Source organism: Halanaeroarchaeum sp. HSR-CO, from assembly GCF_024972755.1.
In the GTDB taxonomy this organism is placed as follows: Archaea; Halobacteriota; Halobacteria; order Halobacteriales; family Halobacteriaceae; genus Halanaeroarchaeum.
Map to the genome: position 1 here is coordinate 1453808 of NZ_CP087724.1, position 19226 is coordinate 1473033.

The 19226-nt window shown below is 58.6% G+C and carries 18 protein-coding genes and 3 pseudogenes; 4 read left to right on the top strand and 17 right to left on the bottom strand.

The genetic code is table 11. From position 1 onward, the window contains the following. Positions 1 to 33 precede the first annotated feature (33 nt). From HSRCO_RS07550 to HSRCO_RS07560, 3 genes are all read right to left on the bottom strand, one after another. On the bottom strand, positions 34 to 831 hold the full coding sequence (locus HSRCO_RS07550; RefSeq protein ID WP_259516992.1) for a nucleotidyl transferase AbiEii/AbiGii toxin family protein: 798 nt from the start codon (positions 829 to 831) through the stop codon (positions 34 to 36). Beyond that, a complete protein-coding gene (locus HSRCO_RS07555) occupies positions 828 to 1661 on the bottom strand; it encodes a type IV toxin-antitoxin system AbiEi family antitoxin domain-containing protein (RefSeq protein ID WP_259516993.1) in 834 nt (277 codons plus the stop codon). The genes HSRCO_RS07550 and HSRCO_RS07555 overlap by 4 nt, the downstream gene beginning before the upstream one ends. A 209-nt stretch (positions 1662 to 1870) precedes the next feature. Continuing rightward, on the bottom strand, positions 1871 to 2230 hold the full coding sequence (locus HSRCO_RS07560; protein ID WP_259516994.1) for a hypothetical protein: 360 nt from the start codon (positions 2228 to 2230) through the stop codon (positions 1871 to 1873). 12 nt (positions 2231 to 2242) lie between these two features. Here HSRCO_RS07560 and HSRCO_RS07565 point away from each other — a divergent pair. After that, positions 2243 to 3118: pseudogene (locus HSRCO_RS07565) on the top strand (AAA family ATPase); the annotation flags it as partial. Between the two features lie 655 nt (positions 3119 to 3773). On the opposite strand, the gene HSRCO_RS07570 reads toward HSRCO_RS07565, so the two are convergent. Both HSRCO_RS07570 and HSRCO_RS07575 read right to left on the bottom strand, forming a co-directional pair. Next, positions 3774 to 4565 (bottom strand): hypothetical protein, encoded by a 792-nt coding sequence (locus tag HSRCO_RS07570; RefSeq protein ID WP_259516995.1) that lies wholly within the window; start codon positions 4563 to 4565, stop codon positions 3774 to 3776. A gap of 296 nt (positions 4566 to 4861) precedes the next feature. After that, entirely contained in the window at positions 4862 to 6031 is a 1170-nt protein-coding gene (locus tag HSRCO_RS07575; protein ID WP_259516996.1) for a hypothetical protein, read from the bottom strand. Between the two features lie 529 nt (positions 6032 to 6560). On the opposite strand from HSRCO_RS07575, the gene HSRCO_RS07580 reads away from it, so the two are divergent. Beyond that, the gene (locus HSRCO_RS07580) at positions 6561 to 7244 is read left to right on the top strand and encodes a hypothetical protein (RefSeq protein ID WP_259516997.1); all 684 of its coding nucleotides are present in this window, start codon (positions 6561 to 6563) and stop codon (positions 7242 to 7244) included. 316 nt (positions 7245 to 7560) lie between these two features. On the opposite strand, the gene HSRCO_RS14580 is transcribed toward HSRCO_RS07580, so the two are convergent. Further along, entirely contained in the window at positions 7561 to 7896 is a 336-nt protein-coding gene (locus HSRCO_RS14580; protein WP_396266429.1) for an ATP-binding protein, read from the bottom strand. A 21-nt stretch (positions 7897 to 7917) separates the two neighbouring features. Next, positions 7918 to 8091 (bottom strand): hypothetical protein, encoded by a 174-nt coding sequence (locus HSRCO_RS14585; RefSeq protein ID WP_396266387.1) that lies wholly within the window; start codon positions 8089 to 8091, stop codon positions 7918 to 7920. Between the two features lie 237 nt (positions 8092 to 8328). On the opposite strand from HSRCO_RS14585, the gene HSRCO_RS07590 reads away from it, so the two are divergent. Together HSRCO_RS07590 and HSRCO_RS07595 are read left to right on the top strand one after the other, a co-directional pair. Next, positions 8329 to 9555, top strand: a complete 1227-nt coding sequence (locus HSRCO_RS07590) for a transposase (protein WP_259516999.1) — start codon at positions 8329 to 8331, stop codon at positions 9553 to 9555. Between the two features lie 432 nt (positions 9556 to 9987). Beyond that, positions 9988 to 10163: pseudogene (locus HSRCO_RS07595) on the top strand (MarR family transcriptional regulator); the annotation flags it as partial. A gap of 2 nt (positions 10164 to 10165) precedes the next feature. On the opposite strand, the gene HSRCO_RS07600 reads toward HSRCO_RS07595, so the two are convergent. The 10 genes and pseudogenes from HSRCO_RS07600 to HSRCO_RS07645 form a co-directional block, all read right to left on the bottom strand. After that, the gene (locus HSRCO_RS07600) at positions 10166 to 10675 is read right to left on the bottom strand and encodes a hypothetical protein (protein WP_259517002.1); all 510 of its coding nucleotides are present in this window, start codon (positions 10673 to 10675) and stop codon (positions 10166 to 10168) included. Next, positions 10672 to 11268 carry a helix-turn-helix domain-containing protein gene (locus HSRCO_RS07605; protein WP_259517003.1) on the bottom strand — a complete coding sequence of 199 codons (597 nt, stop codon included), beginning with the start codon at positions 11266 to 11268 and terminating at the stop codon, positions 10672 to 10674. Before HSRCO_RS07605 ends, HSRCO_RS07600 begins: the two co-directional genes overlap by 4 nt. Positions 11269 to 11362: 94 nt before the next feature. Continuing rightward, a pseudogene (locus HSRCO_RS07610) lies at positions 11363 to 11581 on the bottom strand (MarR family transcriptional regulator); the annotation flags it as partial. Positions 11582 to 12188: 607 nt separating this feature from the next. After that, positions 12189 to 13244, bottom strand: coding sequence for an HNH endonuclease (locus tag HSRCO_RS07615; protein ID WP_259517005.1), 1056 nt, complete (start codon positions 13242 to 13244; stop codon positions 12189 to 12191). Between the two features lie 172 nt (positions 13245 to 13416). After that, positions 13417 to 14079 carry a ribonuclease H-like domain-containing protein gene (locus HSRCO_RS07620; protein ID WP_259517006.1) on the bottom strand — a complete coding sequence of 221 codons (663 nt, stop codon included), beginning with the start codon at positions 14077 to 14079 and terminating at the stop codon, positions 13417 to 13419. Further along, entirely contained in the window at positions 14079 to 15014 is a 936-nt protein-coding gene (locus HSRCO_RS07625; RefSeq protein WP_259517007.1) for a hypothetical protein, read from the bottom strand. Before HSRCO_RS07625 ends, HSRCO_RS07620 begins: the two co-directional genes overlap by 1 nt. A gap of 43 nt (positions 15015 to 15057) precedes the next feature. Further along, complete coding sequence (locus tag HSRCO_RS07630; protein ID WP_259517009.1) at positions 15058 to 15849, bottom strand: hypothetical protein; 792 nt, start codon at positions 15847 to 15849, stop codon at positions 15058 to 15060. Continuing rightward, positions 15846 to 16808 (bottom strand): hypothetical protein, encoded by a 963-nt coding sequence (locus tag HSRCO_RS07635; protein ID WP_259517010.1) that lies wholly within the window; start codon positions 16806 to 16808, stop codon positions 15846 to 15848. Before HSRCO_RS07635 ends, HSRCO_RS07630 begins: the two co-directional genes overlap by 4 nt. Then, positions 16808 to 17116, bottom strand: coding sequence for a hypothetical protein (locus HSRCO_RS07640; RefSeq protein WP_259517012.1), 309 nt, complete (start codon positions 17114 to 17116; stop codon positions 16808 to 16810). Before HSRCO_RS07640 ends, HSRCO_RS07635 begins: the two co-directional genes overlap by 1 nt. 1281 nt (positions 17117 to 18397) lie before the next feature. Next, positions 18398 to 19123: a hypothetical protein gene (locus HSRCO_RS07645; RefSeq protein WP_259517013.1), complete on the bottom strand. Its 726-nt coding sequence runs from the start codon at positions 19121 to 19123 to the stop codon at positions 18398 to 18400. Positions 19124 to 19226 lie beyond the last annotated feature (103 nt).

Sequence of the window (19226 nt, forward strand, 5' to 3'; positions counted from 1 at the left end):
CCGTGCCGTCGCCCACCTTCAGGACTAATACTGCTACCCGTCTACCAGCGAATCGACGTAGTCCTCAAGCGCTTCATACACGACACTGAACTCGGGGAGATCTGCGACCAAATCGGGAAGCGTGTGCTGCCAGCCGTCTCGGATCTCGGCCCGTCTCTCTTCGGGCAGCTCGTCCCGCAGGTCGATGTCCAGTCCGTCGTGGTCACACTTCTGCCCGAGTGCCGGAAGAATAACCGAGTCATCAACGTCGGCCTCCGTAATCATTCGATAGAGGTCGTAGTAGTCACGAGCCTGTGACCGCTGATAGAGTGCTCGCAACTTCTCCGCGAAGATCTCCTCTAGGCTGTACGCGGTCACCTCGAATTCTGGGACGTCTTCGTAGCGGTGGTGATGGGTCACGGAGTCAAACGCCACGTATTCGTCGATCATCACGTCGAGACTCGTTGTGTTCCTGTGACCGAGCACAGCGGTGTACTGGATGTCAATATCGACGTAGTGCGTCGGATACGCTTCTTTCTGTAATTCGCGGGGTTTGGTCACCTCGAAGTCGATACCAGAAGCTCTGGTCGCGTCGTCCAATGTGCTTTGCAACTCCGCTTCGCTCCCATGATTCTCCCCCTCGACACCGAAATCGAGGTCTTCCGAGTAGCGCCACGTCTCCGGGAAGTACAACTTGCTGAGCGCAGTGCCGCCCTTGAACAGCAGGTTGTCACCGTACGAACTCTTGTAGATTGCCCAGAGAATCCACGAATTGACGTAGTTCTTCTCCGCGTAGCCGAGGCGAACATCTAACTCTCTGGCCTGCCGTCGAAGTTGCGCTTTAGAGATCATGAGAACTCATCCGGGAGGAACGATTCGGGAGCGACGTTCAGACGGAGCTGGTACGTGCTGTCGCGGGTACCCTTCGCTTCTCTCGTCGGATCGAGCAGTGGGTAGCCAGTTGTGAAGTTCTCGGCGAGGTCATGGTACTCGGGAAGGTCGATGTCCAACTGGTCGGCGAGATACACGAGTCGTTTCGTTGCGGCACCGTTCCCAACTCGCCGCAGGTACTCGACGACTCGCTCCCACGAACATTGCGTGTCGACAGCGTTCTGCATCGCCTTCGCAAGCTCGCTGATACCCCCGCAGAACTCGGGGTGGTCGGCGCAATCGACCAGGGTTTTCTCGATGCTCGCTATGTTCACCTGGTTCGATCCGACCGCCGTCAGTTGATAGCCGAAGAACTTCTGCTCCGTGACAGTCACGGGTCGATACGTGACCCCGTGGATTTCACGCTCTCGGGCGCGCTCTGTCGTCACGATGTACACCGTTCGGGACATCTGCTCTGTCAGCCCGTGGTGGTTCAATGCGCTCCAGTACCCGATGTATATCGGGTCTACGAGTGCTGATGCGATGACGAACTCGTGTTCGGTATACACGGCGTTCTCGCCCGCAGCGAGCGGCAGGATGAGATACTTCCCATGGGCGATCCGCTCTAGCCAGCCTTTCTCCTTGAGGGCATACGCCATGTCTTTGGCCGACCTCCGCGAGATGTCGAGGACGTCCGCGATGTCACTAATGGTGATGACCTGCCGGTTCTCGCTTGCAAGCCGTGACAGTGCTTGCGACTCACGTGTCGACAGGCTCTTTCGTTGAGTCTCCTCGTCGTTTATTGATCCCATAGCCGCTCAGCGTACATAGACTCTAAATCAATCTCGATTCGACACCGATACAGCTGTAGACGCCACCCAACGCTGCCTCATCTCAGTCGCGAAATCCCCCAGCCCGCTCGGTCACGCACTGTCTCATCCAAATCGTTCTCCTTCACCTCCTCAAGTTTCTCGATAGGGACGTCCACGTTTGCATTCCCAATCAGCGTGCACACATTCGCTCAGACTTCCGGACTCGGATCCTCTAATGCGGATTCGAGGTGTTCCTGCTGTGTTCGAATCGCAGCGGGATCAGCCTCACCTGCCCGCTGGAGTGTGATCGCCGCATTCACCCGTGCATGAATATTGTTGTCTTCTAACCGCGCGGCAATCTGATCAGCATATTCAATCACGACCGAGGGATGTTCCTGTGCAAAATCCGCGAGCAATCCAACCGCATTATTTCGAACGCGTTTCGCGTCAGCGTCCAATACCGTCACTAACTCGTCTACAATGGGTTCCGCGGCGTCCGGGTAGTTCGACGCAATCTTCCCGAGCGCCGCTAGCGCATTCGCCTGCGTTGTCTCATCCTCACTCTGCATTGTTGTCTCATTCTAGTGACGGGCGTTATCTCTCGTGGTCACGTCCACCTCGAAGACGTCCCCGGGACCGGCAAGATCGTCGCCGCGCAGATGCTCGCCGAGGCGCTCGGCGTCTCCTTTAGTCGAATTCAGTTCACGCCAGACCTCCTGCCTGCAGACGTGACCGGCAGTCACGTCTATAATGAGAAAACCCAGGAATTCGAGTTCTCCAAAGGCCCACTATTCGCCAACATCGTCCTGGCAGACGAGATCAACCGCGCACCACCCAAGACACAGGCCGCCCTCCTGGAGTCCATGGGTGAAGGCCAGGTCAGCGTTGATGGTGAGACCTACCAGTTACCAACCCCATTTTTCCTCATCGCCACGCAGAACCCTATCGAGCAGAAGGGCACATTCGAATTGCCCGAGGCACAGCGTGACCGCTTCTCGGTCAAGACGGCAATGGGCTATCCCGGCAAGGAAGGCGAACGCGAACTGCTCGACCAGCGCGCCAGTCGCCGCCACCAGGACCCGTCGACTGAGGCCGTGACCGATGCACACGAAATCCGCCAGTTGCAGGCTACCGCGGAGACAATCAGCGTCGATGGACCTGTCCGGGACTACATCATCGATGTGGCCGCCGCAACGCGTGAAAACCCCCACGCCAATATCGGCGTCTCACCGCGTGGTGTCCAGAAAATGTTCGAAGCCGTCCGCGGCTACGCACTCATCCAGGGACGAGACTACGTCACGCCACAGGACGTGAAGACGCTGGCCAAGCCACTATTCGCCCACCGCGTCGTCCGGACGACTGACGCCTCTGTCCGCGATATCGACCCAGAAAGCATCGTCTCTGACGCCCTCGACTCAGTATCCGTCCCCGGCGTCGCCAAGCCAGCACAGCATTGACACCCTCCCCGCGCTGAAGCGCGAGGATTCCTCCGTGGGGCGTCGGACCGTCCAACGCTACCCCGAAGGCAACTTCCTCACCCCGCGTGGTGAGTACCGGGTTCGTGCGCTACACGTCGGCCCTCGAAACGAGGGTATGGCGTATTCAACGTCCGAGTGGGACGCGGTATCCGCTTGTGCCGTACCCGATACCGCTTGACCGAAGCGTCCGAATACCGGGCAACCGCCCACGGTTGGAACGGGGCGGACACGGGTCGTGCCATCGACCGTACTCCGCCGACGAGGGCGGAGTGCAACCGCGAACGGGGCGTGTTTTGATGTGCTGTCACCCCCTCGTGTGCGCGGTCTTTGCCGACCGTCTCCAGTGACGGGTAGGGGTACTGTGAGGACGGCGGATGACCCTCAACCACGTACTCCCCACCGGGTTTGCCGGTGGTGGGCGTGGAACCGTCCGTATCAGCGGGAAGCGACCCCGGTTCTTCCGATTGAGAGTTTACGCGAGCTGTCTCACCGCACTGCACGACGCCGGGTTACTTGATAATGTCGGTTGTTGAGAGTTTGTCGGATTCATCCCCGCGCTAAAGCACGGGGCTTTCTCCTCGATTTTCCGTAACTTACCGAGGCTTCGTCGGCGTGACCCGTTTCCTCTTCGTTATCAATCCTGGCCGGGAATTCGAGACTCGCTTTTTTCGGGTGCCTCGGTTCGGGGGCGCGTGAGATCTGCAAGGGTGACCAAGAACCCCAGCAACCAGCCGATGGGAACGGAGATTGCAACCCACATCCCAATGTAGGCAATCCCGACGAGATCGAACTGTTCTACCAGGATGGCGTTGATGTCGCCGACAGTCAAGATGTTACCCAGGATCCAGTTCGCCACCCGAATGCTCATCGGAAATACCACCTCAGCGATCGTCTGGGAATACAGTGCCGTGACCACCGGCGGGAGAAATAACGCGGTCACGGCAAACGGATAGGATAGCAGCACAGTCGTCCATCGGCCGTCCACCCGAGCGAACCCCATTGCGAAGACCGCAGAACTAATCGCTACCACGCTGGCGATCGCGACGGAAACGATTCCTTCGAACGGGATACCATAGAGGTACGCCACCGCGAGCAGAATCCCCCACCCTGCCGCGGATACGAGTGCCGCCCCGATGACGCCGAGATCGAATGCGATCCTCCCGATTCGCCAGGCATAATACCGTACAATGAGCCCCAGAAGCGCGAGCGGGTAAATAACGAAGAGAGCTGGCGTCCCGATGACCGACCACAATTGGTAGATTACCCACCCAGATGTGCTGGTCGGTACCCACCGTTTGAGGCCGAATCCGTCGGACACGTCCTGCTGGGGAAATAGGAGTCCCATCCACCGGGTGTGCAGTAGCACGAGATCTCGGTGTATCGCTTTGATCAACCTCTGGAACCTGGAGGGAGTTGCGGAAGCCATCAGTGACCCACAAGACCTGGTTGACGCGGGTTGAGCTCGTGGCCTGGGTTCCCGTCTGTGAGGGAACCTCCTACGGTGGGATCGATGATGGGGCTAGCTCCCCTGGCGTTCAGTTTGCTTCTTTCCTGCGGTTGGAATATTTCAGAGTGTTCATACGCGTCGACTGCGCGTCCACTGAGCGGCGCTTCTGCTGGCTTCACACACTGCCACGACCGTGGTCCATCCCTCGAATTGGATATCAGCGTTTTCCTCGGACGGTCAACCACGGTAGCGAATGGCAACATTCCTCACGCTCGTTACGGCGATTTGTAGTCGACCACCGATCCGAGTTCGTTGTCCGAATCGGAGAACATGTTTTCTTGCTTGTTAGCCCGCTTTTGTCTTTTCTGTTCGATCTCTTCTTTGGCATCTTTCCCCCGTCGCTTGAGTTCGTCAACCCGATGAGCGGTGCCGATGTTCGAGAAGAGTACTGCCACTGATATTTCCTGTGACCCGGGTCGTGGATTATCGCCGTGAGCGATTCGCTGTGCACCAGTCAAATCGGTTATGTACTGTCGTGCTTGATCGATACCTTGCTGGGTCATCTCAGCAGGCGGGCCTGACACGAGGAGGATGGCTCCTTCGGCCGTATGGAGTTCTGCATCCATCGTGAGGTTATGCGTTGCCGCTTTGACTGTGTCGACCATTTTCCGCGTCAATGTTTTCCGGTCGACTTCTTGGCCGTTAGTCCGGAATTTGTCGAGCAATCCGTGATTCGATGACTCCGCACTCTTCGAGGCGGAACCGAGCACCGAGATGCCTCCCATTTCTAATACGGCGAAGAGATCAGCCGCGTCAATAACCATTTCAGCGGCCTCGTTGGAGGGTTCACCCGCACTCAAGAATTCTACCCACTTCACGGCGATATCCCGGTTAATGCGCCGGTAATTCTCCTGAATCGACTCGTCCGAGCTCAAGTATCGAGCGTTGTCGACGACGAACAAATTATCGGTTACCTTCCCAAAATCCATAAACGAACGCGCGGCGTTGAACTCCAGATGGCCCTGCTCATTCGGGAGGATCCCGAGGCCGAACACCGGAAGATCGTACCACTTCTGTAATTGCTTGGTGAGAACTGGGGCCCCGCCACTTCCGGTGCCACCGCCCAGGGTTGCGACCAGGAGAATCGCTTCAGTCGAGTGAAGCGGTATCGAGTTCAGCGCGTTCTTCACGATGTTCAGGTTTTCTTCCATCAGTTCCGCGCCGAGTTCGGGCTTGTTTCCAGTTCCTGACCCCCGCATTTCCGGCGAGGTGAGCAGTATCTGTTTCGAATCAGGGACCTGTTTCAATACACTCAAATCCGACTCCGCGGTGTTGAGCGAGAACGCATCGCTAATAACGTCGCGACCGGTCTCATTCGCCACGGTGAGGAAAGCATCGACGACTTTCCCGCCACCGTTCCCGACTCCGATTGTCGCAACTTTCATTGAGCGAGTAGTCCGGTCGCCTATACTTTGTAATACCGAGGGTAATTGGATGATGGTGACTGAAGGGTTGGCCAAACGGTTAGAGAGTTACTTACATTGTTGAAGCAGTGGGGGCGTCCGAACGGTGGGAAAGGGGAGGGGAACACATATCCAGAGGCAAAAATAATATAATTTATCTAGTACTTCGGGGGATAATCGCTATCCGGAAGAAACCAGATTATCCCCTCGACAGGGAACCCTCCGGCTGTCGGCGAAAGAAGATGCAAACATAGTAATAGATTTGATAGTAAAAATATACTATCCATAGGGAGAGACAACTTGGTATTTGTGATGTAATTGACGATATGGCAAATCTTACCCCATGCAAATCACGTCGAACAATCGACATATATGAAGGTTCCTGGAGGAGTGTAGTCTACTGCTGATAAGCTCGCCAGTGAGGAGGAGACCGAAGGATGTCCAACCACAATGAACCAGACGAGTTGGCGAATAGAGGGGCGAATAGTATCGTGATGGGTGGGAGCTGTCGATGATCGGGGAAGGATTCCAACAGCAGCGCCGACGGAGCGTCTTGAAACAACTCGGCAGTGCTGCCGCCATTGGTGGCGCTGGCGCCGCGGGTGTGGCCTGGCATTTCTCGGAACCGGCCAAAGCGCAGACCGACGCAACCGTGAACGTTACCGACAGTACCATCGAAATGGCAGAAGGAGAATCGCTCGAAGACGTCCTGCTGACCGGGACCCTTACCGGGAGTTATGACGCTTCGGTCATTACCTCCGAGGTAGCGAAGGCGACGTTTCTGACGGACGCGGAATACGAAGAGACACAAGGCCCCGCGGACTGTGATGAACCCCACCCCTCCCAGACGATAGACGTTGCCAACCCGGACCCCACTCAAGCGACCATCACGCGTGACGTCGAATTCTCGCTCATGGACACCGGGTGCGCTCCGGAATGGCACTGGGAGCCAAATTACGGGATGGATATTCGAGAGCGAGCGCTGGACTGGGTCGTTAGAGTTAATTTCATCGTCTACGACTCAGAAGATATTCGAATTGGCGGAGACCGCGACGGGGACGTAGCCACAGTCACCATCCTGTGGCCACCGGACCCGTATGAGGACGAGGATGACAGCAACGGGACCAGCGACGACCAGCAAGACATGACGGCGACAGTCTCGGGCGACCTGACGTTCGAGGTCGTCAAAGGGTGACCCCCATTGGTACCCCCAATCAACAGTCGAGGTTCTCGAACGGGTGTATCCAAAAACATCAGTGGACATGGATTACCAGGACGCCTGGGCAGGAGATGGCTTCCGGGTGATGCTCGTGGCTATCTTGGGATTCGGTGTCACCCCACTTCATCCCAGCAAGTCTCTCACATGACCAGTCTCTGAAAAGGGTTTCTGGCCCTGCAATATCATTGCCAGACTCGGTAGGTGATATCATTCCCCAAAATCGTGAAGGTTTGCAATTGCTCATGACAGAGGACTCCTTCCCGATTACCACCACGAAATGGAAGTATGAATTCTAGCCAGCAGTTTCAGTCAAGAAATTTGCTGGACTGTTCGTTGGCAGGTGAATCAGTACACGATTTCCAGTGGGTGTGCGTTCATGGAATTCCAGGCGTCCATTTGCGCTTCGAACGATATGGCTGACAAGCCAGAGACTCAGGCCGCTGCCATGCAATAATGGCTCGATTTCCTGCGAGCCCCTGAGCACTTCGCGTTCCATCTCCGGTATCGGAGCATTCGAATCCGTGACCTCGATGGTAGCCTCCGTCGACGAACAGGTTACAGCCCATTCGATTGTTGGGGCCTCGGTGTCTGCGTGATCGATTCCATTGCGGAGGCTTGGCCGATTCAGCCGTGGGGTACCAGCCTATACCTAGCGGTGCGATTCGATTTTGATGATTGGGCGTCCGCTCTCGTCAGCAATGATCGTAACCGTCGTCGAATCTGCCTCGAACTGGAGAGTCATCTTGAGATTGCGGTCCTGGAAGAGTCCATCAAGCGCGTCTGTGTTGATGTCCTCACTGATGAGCCTCTTTTGAGCGATCACGTCCTCATCGTGAGCCTTTGCAACCGCCTGTACGAATTCCGTGCAAAGCTCTTCGCCCTCGGCTGGCTCGTAATAGAATCCCGCTGAATCCCCCCCATGGTGGTAAATGGAGTTTTCTTCTTGAAACTCGTTTTACAGGCGGTCGAGGCGAATGCCCCGGGGCTTGACCCCGGGGTTGAAGCCGACACTCTGTGATACAAACCATTAAGTTAACATATCCCGAATCAAGAGACAGCGATGGAGTACAGTCATCGCTACCCCGTATATCCGACACAAGAGGTAGCGGCTGAACTGGAACGTCACATCGACATTCATCGCCAAGCGTACAACTACACGCTGTACGAGTACGAGAACGTGGACGCCAACAACATCGGCTCCGCGTACAAACACCACTACCGACTCCCTGGTTGGAAAGACGAGTTCCCCGTCTTCTCAGAGGTTAACTCGAAAGCACTACAACGAACCGTCACACGGTTCTACCAGAACCTCTCGAACCTGAACGACCAGAAAGAGAACGGGAACAGGGTAGGGAAACTCAAGTGGAAGTCACCGAGAGAGTTCCAGAGTATGACGTTTTCGCAGTCCGGCTTCGAACTCAAAAACACGAGTGGCCGACACGCGACACTCTGTCTCTCCAAAATCGGAGACATCCCTATTCGCTACCACCGCGAAATCCCCGATGAAGCGGACATCAAAGAAGTCACAGTCAAGAAAGAGACTACCGGCGACTGGTTCGTCTCCTTCGGCCTCGAAACTGACGACGTTGACCTGCCTGAGAAACCCGACGTGGACTCGCTCGACGCGAGCAACAGCGTCGGAATTGACCTCGGCATCCTCAACTACATTCACACCTCGGATGGCAAGACTGTGGATTGGCTCGACCTCGAAGACGAGTACGACCGACTCCGCCGCGAACAACGCAAGCTGTCTCGCAAGGATAAGGGGTCAAACAACTACGAGAAACAACGCCGAGAAGTAGCGAAGGTCAAGCGGCATATTCGGCGGAAGGTGCTTGACTACCAGCACAAACTCACGACGTGGCTCGTCCGCGAGTACGACGCTGTATTCGTTGAAGACTTGGACGTGAAGGGGATGTTGGAGCAGTCGCATAATGCTCGGAACAAGCAGGATGCGGCGTGGCGACAGTTCATCACCCTCCTCGAATACAAGGCTGACCTGTACGGTTGTCACGTCAAGCAGGTTGAACCCGAAGGGACGACAAAAGAGTGTGCGTCGTGCGGTGTGGAGACGGCGAAGCCTATCTGGGTCAGGGAACACTCCTGCCCCTCGTGTGGGTTTGAGTGTGACCGTGATGCAAATGCGGCGATGAATGTCCTGCAACGCGGATTTTCTGAGTTAGGGCTGGGATGGCCCGAATCGACGCCTGTGGAGACTGCGCTCCCTACGGACACCACTACGGTGTCTGCAAAGCGCGTCATCGAAGCAGGAAGCCTCGGGGCTTGAGCCCGAGGCGATTCACCAGAAGTTGTACGGTAGTTCTTGCTTTCACCGGTTCAGAATGTACGATTGCCCGTACCAGAAAGGACTGGCGGCAGAGTCCTTCTCTTTCCTCACCGCTGGAAAGTGGCGGTAGAAGCGGCCGTGGCGTGGCGCCGCTTCTCGGGCCACCGGAAGAAGTGTCCACCCCCCACACGGAGTCGGTCTCTTTGACCTTCGCCCGTGCTGAACACTTCCCTCCGTTAACTAACATGAATAATAGCAATAAATATTTTGGCTGCCGAAATCAATTGATTGTGATTGCAGGCAACTTCAGGTGATAAATTGCGTTTTCTACACTTGAATCTGGCAGGCGATCAATCAGTGGATTCCAGATGGCCGAACTCGAATTCGGTGAACGACTGGACGTGATGAGCGGTAAGAATATCAGAACTATAAGAAATAGCGGACAGCGATCGAGTGCGCTTCTCTCGCCAACACTCAATGCCCGCGGCAAAACGCTGGTCGAATACGGACTCCTCGTCCACCTCGGAAACGGCGTCTACGATTTCACGCGAACGGGAGAGCAATATCTCGCCGGCGACCTCGACGCTCGTGACCTTGACCCCGAATAGCGTCAGCTTTCGTCGGCGACTAGGTCCTCGATGAACCGGAACCCGTTCACGAACGTCACCGAGTCACCGTACCCCTCACTCGCGAGCACGGTTTCGGCCCCCTCGCCGGCCGCGATATCGGTCGTGTAGATGTACACCCCGGTCGCCGTCCCCGCGCTGAGATGCTGGGCAGCGAGGGCGGCGAGGGCGGCGTCGGCACGCTCGACCTCGTCGGCAGGGCGGTCGTCTGCATTCGCAATGTACCGCTGGACGCCGTCCATCACCCGCGAGACGACAGGTTCGGAGAACTCCAGCGGCGCCGCAACCGTCGCCCAGCCTTCGTCGATCGCGGTGTCGACGGGTGGCGCCTTGACGTCGGGTTCGTCGACGGTCAGCTCCTCGTACACCCGTTCAGGTAGGACGAAGGTGACATCGTTCCGGCGAGCGAACCGCCGAACGGCCTGATAGCGACTGTTCGACGGCTGCCCCATCGCAACGAACAGGCCGGTGTCGGCAATGTGGAGCCGGCTCACGCGTCGTCATTGCCGTCGCCGTCGATGTCCAACTCGTCGAGTCCCGCTCCTGCCTCCTCGATGTCGTAATGTTCGTGGACGACGGGCCGGAGTGCCTGCAGAATCATCTCCGCGGCTAGCGGCGAGATGTCCAGATCTTCGGCCATCAGACGGTGGGTCACCTCGCCACGTTCCCGAGCAACCGCGTAGGTGAGCGCCGTTGCGAGGTCGGCGACGCCGTGGCGGTCGATGTAGGTGTCGATGTCGGCGTCCGTCTCTCGGCGGCCGACGGCGTCGATGAGCGCCGGCGTGATCGTGTACTCGCGTTCCCCGGCGGCCGTGGTTACGGTCAGGTCGATCTCCCGGGCGGCGTACCGGCGCGGCTGCTCGTCGTCGGTAACGTCGACGACGCCGGCGTCGACGAGCCGATTGACGTAGCTGTAGGCGGTCCCCTGAGCAAGCTCGAGGTCTTCCATCACCTCCTGGACGGTCGCCTCGCCCTCCCGGGCGAGATACGCATACAGCTGGGCCAGCTGTGGCTCCTCGAGGAGGTCAGCGACCGCGAGGAAGTCCTGAACGATGTCGCCATCGGCGCGGTTTGAGGTGCGTGTCACGATTTGTTCTTGATTACAGTTTACAGCGAAACAGTAAAGAGTGTTTGGGTCACTCCGCTGGCGTCGCGACGAGATGCTCTTCGAGGTCGCGCGTCCAGTACGTCGCCTTGTGTTCGACCAGACTACGGTCTTTCAACCGTGAAAGTGCTGTGCTAACAGCGCCTTCGGCAACGCCGATCTGGGAGGCAATTTCGCGCGCCTTGAACGCTCGATCATCGTTGGCAACTAGAAATCCGAGGACTTGGTCTGGGACCGAAAGGCCCGCGAGCTCCTCCTCGCTCGTGTTCTCGAAGGTATTTCGGTCAATAGACATCGTTCAATAGCACACGGCATCCACTGTGAAATGTGTTCGGCGTGAAAGCCACGAAAATGCTGAAAAAATGACGACCGGATAGTTATTGTTTCCAGGCGTCCCCGATGGACGAAACGATGAGGTCGGCGAAGAGGACGGAGCGTTTTTCGGAAGCGGACAACTGCCTACGCTCGTAATTTTTGACACCATCTGAGACGTTGTCTGTAAGTCATCGGTCGTACTGGTCGTTGCAGACTCGCAATTCACCGAATACCATGCAATCGCCTCCCGAATCGATTGACTCCGGTCCGATCTTCGAGATGCGCACGTACCGTTTGGCATCTTCATCGAGGCAGACACCCAACACGGTCACCTGGCAAACGTTGTCTCACAGGGATAGTCACCGATATGTGGCGTTTTCCTCAGGCATGACCGGATATTCGGATGCCAATTGAACAGTGAGTGTTCGAGATGGCGCAATTCGATGTCAGACCGCTAAACGCCGATTGTTCCCTCTAATGCGTATCGCGCATCGAATCGTATTCCACCGGTTACTCCCTGGTCGAACGACCGAAGCAGATGCGCCTGATTGCTCGACCAATACGACCGACGATATCTGACTCGACCGCTATAGCTCTCGTTCCACCTCTTCTAAGGCGGTAATCGCCTCTCGGAGATGTGTACGCAATTCAGTCCCGGTATCATCCACCGACTCGGAACCGTCACGCGCCGCTATCAGTGACTGCAGGTCGACTGCATCCTGCGACCGCGTCCACGTCACGGATTCACCATCGCGAGACGCCTGATCGTCGACGTCATCGAGCCGGCGCTGTGCGTCGCTCTCTTCGGTCTTCGCTTCCCCAGAAGCGTTGTCGACTGGCCGGGTACCCCGCTTGGGCCGCCCACCGCGATTGAACGCGGCAAGGGGAAAGCCGTACGCAGCGGCGCGTTTTTGTTTATTGAAACTCGTGCGCCGGGCGATGCCGAGCACCTCGGTGACGTTCTGGCGGTCGACACCGCGGTCGAGTGCCTGGCGCACCTGTTCGTCTTCGACTCGTTGCACTAACAGCTGCGGGTCGTCAGGAATGTGCCCGCGAGCCGAGTTCTCGATCTGCTCTGCGAGCCCCCATTCCCCCGTATCGATGTCCTTATCGACGATCTGCCTGTCCCTGGACTCGACGAGATTATCCAGCCCCATCAGCGCCCAGAGGCGCTGACGGACGGATGAGACCGTGAGATCGGCGGAGAGATTGGAGGCGATATCTCCCGTTCGCGTTGGGCCCTGGCGTTCGAGATAGCGGAGTATCTCGATATCCTGCGGAAGGAGAACGCTCTGGTCGGCTTCGGTGATCTCGACGGGCGAGTCCTCGGGTGTCGACTGCTGGTGGAGCCAGTTATGGCAGGACCGGCACAGCAGCGTGAGGTTCTGGATATCGTGCTCGTCCATCTCAGCGGGATCGCGGTCGATGTGGTGAACCTGCATCGTCGCCAGGCCACCTTGCTCCGGACCGCGTCGACCACATGCCTGACAGCGATGATCGTACTTATCGAGGACTCGCTGCCGGGTCTCTGCATCGACCGATTCGTTGTACCCGTGCGTGGGGTGCTGGTCCGATGGTGCATCGCTGGATGCGGTGTCTGTTCGATCCGTGTCGTCGTGCGTGCGTGTTTCTGTCGTCGTCATTTGTGTCGTGATTGGCTTGCTGGATTGGCGATGCAACGAACGGCTGTGTGCGTGGGATATCGCTTCAATCGGAGACGGTCATCGCGCCAGTACTCACGACGAATCGGGCGGCACGACCCAGTCACGAACCCGGGTGGGGCCCGTACCGGATCGAGCGTTGTCGGCACCCATCTCAGGTCGACCTCGTTGGCGTGAGCGATTTGATCTGGAACTCGGATTTCGCACAGTACCGCTCGGCGACCTGGCCGAGTTCACGCGTTCGCAGGACGTCCGCCACGTTGTGGACGGCGAGGTCTGCGAATCGGCCGTCCTCGAAGGCGGTGACGGCTTCTGCGCTCTCATCGAAGGGGTCGTGGTCGCCGTGTGTGCCATCGCCCAGCACAGCGTAGGCCGTTGCAAGGTCGCCGTACTCCTCGCCATCGACGGTCGTATTGAACCGGTCGCTGACCAGCGGCAGCAAGTCGGCGTAGGGGACGTCCTCGAAGGGCCAGGCGATATCCAGCTGGGCGTACCGGGTCCGCAGAAACGGCAGGTCGAAGCCGCCGTTCCAGCGCTCGCCGTTGTACGCGACCAGCAGAATATCCTCATCGTGCAATCGCCGTTCGACGAAGTCGGCAACGGCCGCCAACACCGCCCGCTCCGATGGATGGATAGAGACGTTGACCAGCGTCTTCGTCGCGGCCTCCACAACCGCCTCGACGTCGCTGGGCGAGCGCCCGCCGGTCTGGACCATCACACGCACCCCCATCGACAGTCCAAACCCGATGACCGTCACCTCGTCGTTGGCGTCGAACCCGGTCGTCTCGATATCGAAGGCGACCTGCTCCAGGGCCATCAGGACTCACCTCCCGTCGCAGCGTCTGTACGTTCGGGCACCCGATCAACACTCGCCGGCCGAACCCGTAGCTCGCCGAACCCGAACCGCGAGTGCGTGCCGACACGCAAGACACCATTTCTCGCGGTCGCTACCGGGTCGCGTCCGGTGTACGTGAGCACCTGGCCGTGGTCGACCGTCTCGAGCGTGTAGGTCTCGGCCCCATCGACGAGTCGTGTCTCCCGGCGGCGCAGGCCACCGTCGGGCACGCCCCACCACCAGGGCACCGACTGGTCATCCGCGTCCGGGTGCTCGGTCCGTAGGACATAGGGCGTGAGCACGTCGAGCTGGTAGGCATCCGCGTCGGCCAGCCGCGAGTAATCGAGGTCCTCCAGCGTTACCAGCTGTGTGTCCGCGACCGACAAACGCCCGAAACCGTAATTGCGACTGCCGCCGACGCGCAGGCCTTCCAGGACGTCCGTCGACAGTGGCAGGGCCGCATCGGACCCATCGGTATGCAGATACGCGTGCAGGTACCACTGCATCGACCGGCGGTGATTGTGACTCCCCTCGGGCCTGCCGAACCAGCACATATCGGCGAACGCGATGCGATCGCCGTGCTGCTGGAGGTCGAGGGCGTTATGTGCATCTCGCGGCCGGGAATCCAGGAGCCAGCGCTGGGCCGCGTCGCGGAACACGAACAGGTCTTCGTAGGCCTCGACCGGTGGCAGTGTCTGGCCCAGCTTGGCCGCATAGCCATCCTGGGAGGCCGCTGGTGGATAGTTGCCGTACTCGCCGGGGACGAACTGGCCGTGGCTCACCTGTAGATTTTTACGCACTGCGGCATCGTCGACGCGGCGTGCGATGGCGGTGGCCAGTGCGTTCCCGGTGACGAAGTATGGATGGCCCATGTACGGCGTCTCCAGCTCGAAGAGGACCTGCTGGATCGCCGTCATCGGCGCTTGCCCCCTTCGTTTCGTCTCCACGCGTTGATGTGTATCATCGCCCACCTCCGTCTGTCGCGGCGATGTACTCCTCGATGAACTGCAGCGCCGTCGACCACGACCGAAGCCGTCGCAGCTGTGCGTCCAGGATACGCCACCGGCGGTCGGCGTCGACATCGATCGGTGACGTCGGCAGTCGCGCCCAGACGTCCGCGAACGAACGGGTCGGCGCGGCTCCCAGCGATGCAGCTGGACGGCCGTCCGGGTCCGCGGTCACGCGCAGTGATACCGGGCCCGCCTGCAGTACGGTTCGATGGGGCGTCACTGGCGTGTCAGCATCGTCGACGACCAGCGACAGTGCATCGAATGTCGCGCCGTCGCGGTAATTGGACAGTAGTGCCGCCGTCAGCAGGACGTGGTACTTCAGCGACGTGTACGGGTAGTGGGCGGCCTCGTTGAACGCCGCCGCGGCCTTCGAGTCCAGCCACGCCCTGTGTGCGCGTTCGGGGTCATCAATCTGTGCCAGGTCCCGGGTCGGGGCCCTGAACGCGTCGACGCCCCGCTGGTCTGTTGCGATCTCGCCCGACAAAAGAGAGAGCCGAAACGGCAGCGCGTGCGCGGGCACGGTCTGCTCGGGGTCACCGCGCGGCCGACTCAGCAAGGCTGCATCGCCGTCCGCGCCGCGGGGCACCGTCTCGTTCACGCGGACGCCGGCGGCCGTCTCGCTCGCCGCCGTGTGTGACCGGCCGCGCAGTTTGTGGATATCGTGGCGATACACCGCGAGCATGGGTGGGACCTCGGTCGGCTGGGCGTCGGTTGCTGTCGTCGCCGGTGACTCCGCGGTCATGCCTCCTCACCGTCCAGCGAGGGCATCGGCAGGTCGCCATCACGCATCGCGGTGCGGGCCTGGAGCGCCCTGACGAACTCGTCGCGGAGCTCCGTCCGCCATCGCTCGTCTTTGTCTTCCATTGCCGAGGTCGTCCCCTGGGCCCGGTTGAACACGCGACGCACCTCGGCCTCGGTGTACAGTGGGTTCACGACCCAGACGTCCGCGACGCCGGCCCCGAAGTTGCGGGCGCCGCCGAGCTGGAATTCGAATTCATCACTGTGGGCATCGAGGAAGGCGACGGCCTCGATGAGCAGGCCAACGAACTCCGGTTTGAGCTCTCGCAGCGTCAGCTTCCACGTGCCCTCGACGTTCCCGAGCACGTCCCGGTCGGCCTGGCGGAGTGGCTGGCCGCCGTCGTCTTCGTTGCGCGAGCGCACCTGATTCGAGATCTGCCTGAAGTGGGCTTCCGCTTCGCCATCGAGGACGTCGACGTGACGGCGGATCGGCGAGAAGGATACCGGCCGGCGCAGGAGTTTGCCTGGTTGGGAGCCGAAGCCCCCGAACAGGTCGTAGATGACACAGCCATCGTCGTGGTCATCGAGACAGGTCCCTTTCTCGTGATAGCCCGCATCGAGGTCGCGTTCGTACACGTTCGCGCGCATGTAGTCCGCGTTGGGCTCGCCCGGGTGGCACGCCGTCGCGCCGGCAGTCTGGACAACCTGTTCGCAGCCGTGTCGGAGCCAGCCTGACAGCGTGAACGGCGAGATCTGGCCCTCGATCTGGTTCATCGGGTCATCCGCCTCGTAGCGGTCCGCGGAGGCATGATGGCGGTCCGTGACGAGCCCATCCCCGGGGGCCAGCAGGTCGATTTCGAGGCCGACGTATAGGTCGGGCAGGAGCATTGCATCGACATCGACTGGCGGGTCGACGTCGATGTCGAGATGTGAATCCTGCCACTCGGGGGTGGTTGTGGTCATTATCGGTCACCCCCGAGTCCCGGGTGGGCGGGCTGGTTCGCTCGGGGGCGGGGTTCGCCCAGTGAAGTCCTCGGTTGGGCGTCCCGGGCGGTCACTCCCTGGTCAGGGTCAGTGTCGGACAGCGTCTTCTGTGCCGACTTCGTCGACGGCTCGCTCACTGCCAGTATCGCTGGGTCGGCGATCACGAGCGACGGCGATTCTGCCTCGGAGGGTTGCTGGAGTCGGCCCTCCACCAGCAGTTCGCGCACGCCCAGGGTGAATTCCGTCGGGTGGGCGTGTGTTTTATTTCCGCAGAGTATGTTGCCCACCTGGAACTTCGATTCGCCAGCCGGGCGGAATACGTACGCAACGACCGTATCGCCTGGTTCGAAAGAAGAGCCGCACACTTGACACGTCGCGGCCCCTACCCCGGGCGAATATTGTAATAATTCTGATATGTCTTCAATTAACCGGGCACCGATAGCCTCTTGCTTCGGGGATTCTGACTTATCCATGGGTTTTCACCTGGTGTGAAACCCCAGTCCGAGTGTCCTAGCACTCGGGCGTTCTCTCAGTAGAACTGCCCCAGGGGACTGAGCTTTCACACCATCTCCTACATCGTGTAATGGTATAAGCTTTGCCCATCACCGACATAGGAAATGGGGAATGACCCATCACCTACATAGGTAGTGTCCACGAAATGGATATCGTGCCGGGAAAAGATCGAGAGGAAGAGTCTGGGAGATATACAACGAGCTACCCAGATTCTGATTTCATCGATGCCATTCAATCACTTGGCGGGATGGCAGGAACGTCGGAGATAGCCGAAACTGTCGGCTGCACCCGTCGGACGGCGTACACGCGACTCCAGTCACTCGAATCCGAAGGTCAGGTCACCAGCAGAAAAGTCGGGAACTCTCTACTCTGGAGCGTCTCCGACTGAACCCCCGTTTCTCTCAGGGTGTCCTATCCGACTCTCACGTCCGCACCCAACTCAGTAAGACGAGAGGGTCAAATTAACTTATAAGACGGGTGACCAAGCCTAGTGCTGTATGTACATTTACATAGAAGATAACGCCCCCCCCCCAAATTCGATATTCATGACTGAAGAACAAACCAAGGAGATTCGACGAGGGTTGGACGAGGAGTCGTCATTCGATAAGTTTGAACGCGAGTACCGGTCCACCTGAGAGCCGGCAACCCAGTTCTTCCAAGACTTCTTCGTTCAAGTACTCAACTTCAAGGAGACGACGTCTCCTCTGGGTAACTCCACATGGCAGTAACTTCCTGTTCATGAGTGGCCGAATACAGCTTAGGCGAATGGCGATCGGCTTTTCGCCGAATCGGGGATCTTCCGCTCAATCTACGACGAACTGGAGAAGCTGGCCTGGAATGCGAAATGGAACACTATTCAAAGATTCTACCGGCTACCGCCCGAACCAATGCGCAGTACGTACGTATGTTAACAGGCCTGGAAGTGACAAGATATCCTTGATATTGGGGAAGAGACTACGTTGTTTTTCTGATTTTGTCGATAGAACAGCTTAAACCCTAATTGAGCCTCTTGACCATCCGAATGCCAGCAGGAGACAAAATGGGAAAAACAACCTCTACAGCCGCTGGACAATCCCATCTGCGTTGTCCGTCGCCGTATGAAGCCTGACGACTTCATCGAAATTCACGAACTCGACACGGTCACGAATCACCTCGAACCCACTCTGCCCCAACCGCTTTTTGAACTGATCCTTCCGGGTCTCGTCAGCGACGATAATGAAGTTCGTGTAGTAATCCTGCAGGTCGAGGAATTTGTGAAGCGAATTCTGGAAGTCTGTGGAGAACTCGACCTCCAGCAGGCTATCCGGCATTCGGCGGTGGTTGAACCAGACGACGTCGACCGTCCTTGCTCGACGGACCATCCGCTTGTACCCGAACTCCGGAATGCTCTCCAACGTCCTGACGTCTGCCAGAGTCCGATCTAGGAAGGCTTGGTTCTTGTCTTGAGATGGGATCCAGGTTTCCGTCGCCCGCATATTCCCGATCTCCGCCAGCAGCCCCTGGTAATAGGTGTGATCGTACTGCTGTTCCTTCTCGGGTGTGACCCCCTCGGTGCGGAGGTGCTCGGGTAACTCCACTCGGTATTCCTCCAGCCCCCAGAGTCCGGGGCGAATCTTGAAGAACTGATCCTGGCGCTGGACGATCCTACGAATGCTGGCATTCGGTGTTTTCGTGCCCCATTCGCTCTCCTTGACGTGGGGCGCGTGCTCGTACAGATGCTTTAGCGTCGCATATCCACCGTTTTCCTCCATCACCTGCTCCACGGCTTCGTATTGATACATATACGCTCACACCGGCCTTACGCCCACGACTGTTGCAAGGGATGAAACTCTTTGCCTGGGATAGCATTCTGAAAAAGAGATCGGGGGCTACGAAAGTGGCTGA

What these genes read in the sequence shown, in the direction of transcription:
- HSRCO_RS07635 (WP_259517010.1), bottom strand. Translation starts at nt 16,808, where the DNA reads ATGACCACAACCACCCCCGAGTGGCAGGATTCACATCTCGACATCGAC.
- HSRCO_RS07615 (WP_259517005.1), bottom strand. Translation starts at nt 13,244, where the DNA reads ATGACGACGACAGAAACACGCACGCACGACGACACGGATCGAACAGAC.
- HSRCO_RS07560 (WP_259516994.1), bottom strand. Translation starts at nt 2,230, where the DNA reads ATGCAGAGTGAGGATGAGACAACGCAGGCGAATGCGCTAGCGGCGCTC.
- HSRCO_RS07555 (WP_259516993.1), bottom strand. Translation starts at nt 1,661, where the DNA reads ATGGGATCAATAAACGACGAGGAGACTCAACGAAAGAGCCTGTCGACA.
- HSRCO_RS07570 (WP_259516995.1), bottom strand. Translation starts at nt 4,565, where the DNA reads ATGGCTTCCGCAACTCCCTCCAGGTTCCAGAGGTTGATCAAAGCGATA.
- HSRCO_RS07645 (WP_259517013.1), bottom strand. Translation starts at nt 19,123, where the DNA reads ATGTATCAATACGAAGCCGTGGAGCAGGTGATGGAGGAAAACGGTGGA.
- HSRCO_RS07590 (WP_259516999.1), top strand. Translation starts at nt 8,329, where the DNA reads ATGGAGTACAGTCATCGCTACCCCGTATATCCGACACAAGAGGTAGCG.
- HSRCO_RS07630 (WP_259517009.1), bottom strand. Translation starts at nt 15,849, where the DNA reads ATGACCGCGGAGTCACCGGCGACGACAGCAACCGACGCCCAGCCGACC.
- HSRCO_RS07550 (WP_259516992.1), bottom strand. Translation starts at nt 831, where the DNA reads ATGATCTCTAAAGCGCAACTTCGACGGCAGGCCAGAGAGTTAGATGTT.
- HSRCO_RS07575 (WP_259516996.1), bottom strand. Translation starts at nt 6,031, where the DNA reads ATGAAAGTTGCGACAATCGGAGTCGGGAACGGTGGCGGGAAAGTCGTC.
- HSRCO_RS07620 (WP_259517006.1), bottom strand. Translation starts at nt 14,079, where the DNA reads ATGGCCCTGGAGCAGGTCGCCTTCGATATCGAGACGACCGGGTTCGAC.
- HSRCO_RS07625 (WP_259517007.1), bottom strand. Translation starts at nt 15,014, where the DNA reads ATGACGGCGATCCAGCAGGTCCTCTTCGAGCTGGAGACGCCGTACATG.
- HSRCO_RS07580 (WP_259516997.1), top strand. Translation starts at nt 6,561, where the DNA reads ATGATCGGGGAAGGATTCCAACAGCAGCGCCGACGGAGCGTCTTGAAA.